This window comes from uncultured Megasphaera sp. (assembly GCF_958350005.1).
In the GTDB taxonomy this organism is placed as follows: domain Bacteria; phylum Bacillota; class Negativicutes; order Veillonellales; family Megasphaeraceae; genus Megasphaera.
In genome coordinates this window covers 1-5,220 of the sequence record NZ_CATWFF010000138.1, presented here as the reverse complement: position 1 = coordinate 5,220, position 5,220 = coordinate 1, and the positions used below count along the sequence as shown (strand labels likewise).

Sequence of the window (5,220 nt, the reverse complement as noted above, 5' to 3'; positions counted from 1 at the left end):
AATCCACCCTGCAACACGGTTGTTCCAGACGTAAGTATATCATAAAAATAACAGGAAGTTCAATAATACATGATAAGATAATCACCGCAGCAGACAGCTCACTATTCTTGTTTGCTGCGGTGGTTTTGTATTTGTATTCGGACCGTGTAATATTTTTATGAAAACCATAGGCAAGTAAAAGCAGGAACATGGAAGCCATATTTTTTATTGACAAGACCAGGGATAGTTGATACTATGAATTCAGGAACCCGACACGCTGAGTAAGCCGTTCGTCGGGTCTTTTACTGTTTAAAATCCATGCTGTCAGGAGCAAACCTATGTCAGAACAACAAAAAGTAACTGTGTATTTGCTGGGAAAGCGCTGTGCCGTTCCCGGTGATTTGACCATTATGCGGGCCATGGAATATGCCGGATTTCGCCTGGTCCGGGGCTGCGGCTGCCGCAGCGGATTCTGCGGCGCCTGTGCTGTCGTATACCGCATTCAGGGTGAGCAGGAGCTGCACTCGGCCCTGGCCTGTCAGACCAAGGTGGAAGAAGGCATGTGCATAGGACGACTGGAATCGTTTCCTATCAAAACCATTGCCTATGATATTGAAGATCTGCCTGTTGCCGGCAACGTAGTCGGCCACTTGTATCCGGAAATTTATGGGTGTATTCACTGCGGCGCCTGTACGAAGAGCTGTCCGCAAGGCCTGAATGTCATGAAATATATTGCTCTGGCCCAGCGCGGCGATTATGAAGGCTGCGCCAAAGAGTCCTTCCGCTGTGTGAGCTGCAATATCTGTGCATCCCGCTGTCCTGTCAAGATCAGCCACAGTGCCGTAGGCCTCATGGCCCGCCGCCTGACTGGCCGGTATCTTACGAAAAAGAGCGTTCATCTGCACCAGCGGGTTCAGGCCGTTGCTGACGGCATGTATGACGACGAGCTGTATGCGCTGACTCATGCCGGCAAAGACGAACTGCGCCGTCAGTACGAGTCCAGAGATATTGAAAAGTAGGAGACAGTTATGATATATACTGATGAAATGAGAGAAGCCCAGGCCAGAGTCAATGCGACGCGCAATATGCGGCTCGATGCGGAACTTCCCCGCTATACAGCAGAAGAAAAAGCAGAACTGCTGCGCCATTATCATCCGGACTACAGCCAGCATGCGTATACGGTCCTTTCTGTAGGCCCCAACAAGGGCGACAAGGTTCCCAGTGAGCTGGCGGCCCTGCTGGAAGGGCAAAGCCGCGTAGCCCATGCCGATATTGATCTGGAACGGGCCGATTATGAAACAGATGTCCTGGTCATTGGCGGCGGCGGCGCCGGTGCGGCTGCAGCCATTGAGGCCTGCAAGCACGGTGCATCTGTGCTGATTGCCACGAAGCTGCGCCTGGGCGATGCCAATACGGGTATGGCTGAAGGGGGCATTCAGGCAGCTGATAAAGAAAATGATTCGCCAGCCCGCCATTATCTGGATGCTTTTGGCGGCGGCCACTACAAAAATATTCCGGAACTGCTGGAACGGCTGGTCCTTCATGGACCGGCAGCTATTGAGTGGCTCGGCGACCTGGGCGTCATGTTTGACAAAAATCAGGACGGCTCCATGGTGACGACACACGGCGGCGGCACATCCCGCAAGCGGATGCATGCCTGCGGCGACTATACAGGGGCAGAAATCATGCGGGTCCTGCGGGATGAAGTACGGGATGAGCACATTGACGTGGCTGAGTACTCGCCGGCAGTGGAACTGATCCTGGATGAAGAAGGACGGGCGGCCGGGGCTGTTCTCTATGATTTTGACACCCACGAATACCGCGTCGTCGCTGCCAAGAGCGTCATCATCGCCACTGGCGGTGCCGGCCGCCTTCATTATCAGGGCTTTCCTACGTCCAACCACTACGGTTCTACAGCAGACGGCCTGGTCCTGGCCTATCGGGCCGGCGTGCCTCTTATTTATGCTGACGCCATTCAGTATCATCCGACTGGAGCCGCCTATCCGCCGCAGATTTACGGCGCTTTGGTGACGGAAAAAGTGCGCTCTCTCGGCGCCATGCTGGTCAACCGGGACGGCGAAGCCTTTCTGAATCCCCTGGAAACGAGAGATGTCGTAGCAGCAGCGATTATCCGGGAATGTACGGCCCGGCACAAGGGCGTCCATGCCCTCCACGGGCCGGCTGTGTGGCTCGATACGCCTATGGTGGACATGCTGCACGGCGAAGGTACTATTGCCAGAAGCCTGCCGGCTATGCTCCATATGTATGAAAAATTTGATATTGATATTCGCAGACAGCCGATTCTGGTCTATCCGACTTTGCATTACCAGAACGGCGGCATCTGTATTGATAAAAACAGCGCTACGTCCGTGCCCGGACTGTATGCGGCCGGCGAAGATGTAGGCGGCATTCACGGCACGAACCGGCTCATGGGCAACAGTCTCCTCGATATTATCGTATTTGGCCGCATTGCCGGAACGCAGGCAGCGGCATACAGCAAGACGGCAAAACCAGGACGGCCGACGCTGCGCCATGTGCGTCAGTTTGATGAGGCCCGGGAGGCAGCTCGCTGCAGGAGCCAGGCCTTGTCGCCAAAATTACTGCCTGATTATACGCATAACCGCGGCACGCAGGGATAGAAAGGAGAGGTGTTATGGGCTGGCAGATAGAAAAAGAATTGGCCCGGCGCCTGGCAGAGGAACAGGGGTATTACTCCTATCCCTTTGGTTCGCGTCATGCCATGGCCATTTGTTATCCCAATACGTATGAAGTAGGCATGAGCAATCTGGGCATGCAGATTATATACCGGGAAGTGAATGAACGGCCAGACTGGCTGTGTGACCGGGCGTTTCTTCCGGACAAGGACATGGCTCGCCTGTACGCCAAGGAAAAATCGCCGTTGGTTACGCTGGAACATGGCCGCCCTTTGTGTGACTATGATATTGTCGGTCTGTCCGTGAGCTTTGAAATGGATTATTTCCATATTCCGGCTATTCTGGAACAGGGACGCGTTCCCATACTGCATGAAGACCGGACCGACGACGATCCTCTCGTCGTCATGGGCGGCCCGGTGGCCTTTTTCAATCCTGAGCCGCTGACGCCCTTTGTCGACGTCTGCCTCATTGGTGAAGGGGAAGGGATGATCCATCCCTTTCTCGACGCCTATACGGAAGGAAAAGAAGCGGGACTGAGCCGGCCGGAGCTGCTGCAGAAACTGGCTGCTCTTCCCGGTGTGTACGTGCCGTCTCTGTATGAGCATCTGTATGATGACGACGGGAATCTGACAGAAATACGGCCTTTGCCGGGCGCTCCGGCCAAAGTAGAGCGGCAATGGCAGGAACTGACCCGGCCTGGCGAAACAGTCGTTGCCACGCCTCATACGGAATTTGGCGCCATGTATCTCATTGAAATTGCCCGCGGCTGCGGCCGGCACTGCCGTTTCTGCATGGCTGGCTACTGTTACCGCCGTCCCCGTGTGCGGCCCCTGGACTACGTCAAGGAAGCGGTCCTGCGGGGAAAGCAACTGGGCAAGAAGATCGGCCTCATGGGGGCGGCCATATCGGACTACCCCTATATTGATGAACTGGTAACCTTTATCCGCAGTCAGGGACTGGCCTTTTCCTGTGCGTCCCTGCGGGCCGATTCGATTACGCCGACTATTGTCAGGGGCCTGGCCGAAAGCGGCCAGAAGACGATTACCCTGGCGCCGGAAGCAGGCAGTCCCCGTATGCGCAGTATTATTAACAAAGGCATTACAGAAGACCATCTGCTTCATTCCATCGATCTGGCGACAGCTGCCGGCATTCGCCATGTCCGCATGTACATCATGATCGGCCTGCCTGGAGAGACAGATGAAGATATACAGGCCATTGTCGACATGACCCGCCGTGTCCAGCAGCACATGGCAGCTATTGGCAATACGGGGCGCATTACGCTGAGTATTAATCCTTTTATTCCCAAGCCGTGTACGCCCTTCCAGTGGATGGCCATGACGGAGAAGCGGGAAATCGAGCGCCGTCTGGCTCATATACGGAAAGGACTGGACCGGGATAAGCTGATTGAGATCCTGGCCGAGCCCTTGCGGCAATGTTATATTCAGGGCGTCCTGGCCCGGGGCGACCGCCGTGTAGGCAGCCTGCTCGTACGGGCCCATCAGTATGGCGGCGTCAAAGGCTGGAAGCGGGCGGCCAAAGAACTGGGTATGGATCTGGAAGGCCTGCTGTATACGGAGCGGCCTGTTGATGCCGTACTGCCGTGGAGTGTTCTGGATATGGGACTAAAACCGGACTACCTCGTGCGGGAACTGGATCAGGCCCGGAAGGGAGCATTTACGCCGCCCTGTTTTGACGGCTGTCGGCGGTGTCAGGTATGCGGAGGCCATAATGGGAACAGTGTGGATTGAGCGAAATGGCCTTGCCTGGGAAGAAAGCTCTCTTCTGGCTGCTGCCGGCATATGCCACGGCGTTACAGGCCGCAGCGGCGGCGTCAGCCGTGCTCCCTGGACGTCCCTGAACCTGTCCTTTGACGTTGGTGACCAGCAGCTGCAGGTCCTGGAAAATCGCCGCCGCCTGTGTCAGGCTATTGGCACAGACGTCAGCTCTCTGACCGTTGCCCGTACCGTAGAGGGAGATCATGTGACAGTCGTCGGTGAGGCCGAACGGGGATGCGGCGCCGGCAGCAGTGCTGACGGACTGCCTCATACAGACGCTCTTGTGACAAACGTGCCCGGCATTCCTCTTATGGTATGTGCAGCCGACAGTGTTCCCGTCATTCTGGCAGATCCCGTGCGGCAGGCTGTGGCCGTCATTCATGCCGGCCTGCGCGGCACGGCAGCCTGGATTACAGCCAAGACTGTCCTGGCCATGGAGCTGGTCTATGGGTCACGGCCGGAACAGCTGGTGGCCTACATCGGCCCGGCAGCGGCAGTGCCCCATCTGGAAGTGAGCGAAGGTGTCGCCGCCTCTTTTGCGGCCCTGGGACCGGCATATGCGTCATGTATACAGCAGGATCATGGGCGGCGCCTGGCAGACAGCAAGGGGGCCAACTGGCAGATGCTGCTCGATGCCGGCCTGAGGGCTGACCATATTGATACGTCTTCTGCCGATACGGCTGGAGACAGCCGTTTTTTTTCGCATCGCCGCGATTTTGGTCATACTGGTCGAATGGCAGCCTTTGTCATGATGCGGAAGGACTGAGAATTTTTTATAAAAATTACTAGCATTTATGGCGTCAAGTATATAT

Annotated in this window: 5 protein-coding genes; 4 read left to right on the top strand and 1 reads right to left on the bottom strand. The window is 56.0% G+C overall.

The genetic code is table 11. The features are described 5' to 3' along the window. The coding region (locus Q3886_RS08125) for a hypothetical protein (protein ID WP_301860852.1) at positions 1–199 on the bottom strand (199 nt) is incomplete at its 3' end. Positions 200–317: 118 nt separating this feature from the next. Here Q3886_RS08125 and Q3886_RS08120 point away from each other — a divergent pair. The 4 genes from Q3886_RS08120 to Q3886_RS08105 are packed head-to-tail and all read left to right on the top strand — an operon-like array spanning position 318 to position 5,174. Continuing rightward, positions 318–998, top strand: coding sequence for a 4Fe-4S dicluster domain-containing protein (locus Q3886_RS08120; RefSeq protein ID WP_301860851.1), 681 nt, complete (start codon positions 318–320; stop codon positions 996–998). 9 nt (positions 999–1,007) lie between these two features. After that, positions 1,008–2,618: an FAD-dependent oxidoreductase gene (locus tag Q3886_RS08115; RefSeq protein WP_301860850.1), complete on the top strand. Its 1,611-nt coding sequence runs from the start codon at positions 1,008–1,010 to the stop codon at positions 2,616–2,618. A 14-nt stretch (positions 2,619–2,632) separates the two neighbouring features. Beyond that, positions 2,633–4,381, top strand: a complete 1,749-nt coding sequence (locus Q3886_RS08110; protein WP_301860849.1) for a radical SAM protein — start codon at positions 2,633–2,635, stop codon at positions 4,379–4,381. Continuing rightward, a complete protein-coding gene (locus tag Q3886_RS08105; protein ID WP_301860848.1) occupies positions 4,362–5,174 on the top strand; it encodes a polyphenol oxidase family protein in 813 nt (270 codons plus the stop codon). The genes Q3886_RS08110 and Q3886_RS08105 overlap by 20 nt, the downstream gene beginning before the upstream one ends. The last annotated feature ends 46 nt before the right edge of the window (positions 5,175–5,220 follow it).

Coding starts and splice junctions, on each gene's coding strand:
- Q3886_RS08120 (WP_301860851.1), top strand. CDS start 318: ATGTCAGAACAACAAAAAGTAACTGTGTATTTGCTGGGAAAGCGCTGT.
- Q3886_RS08115 (WP_301860850.1), top strand. CDS start 1,008: ATGATATATACTGATGAAATGAGAGAAGCCCAGGCCAGAGTCAATGCG.
- Q3886_RS08110 (WP_301860849.1), top strand. CDS start 2,633: ATGGGCTGGCAGATAGAAAAAGAATTGGCCCGGCGCCTGGCAGAGGAA.
- Q3886_RS08105 (WP_301860848.1), top strand. CDS start 4,362: ATGGGAACAGTGTGGATTGAGCGAAATGGCCTTGCCTGGGAAGAAAGC.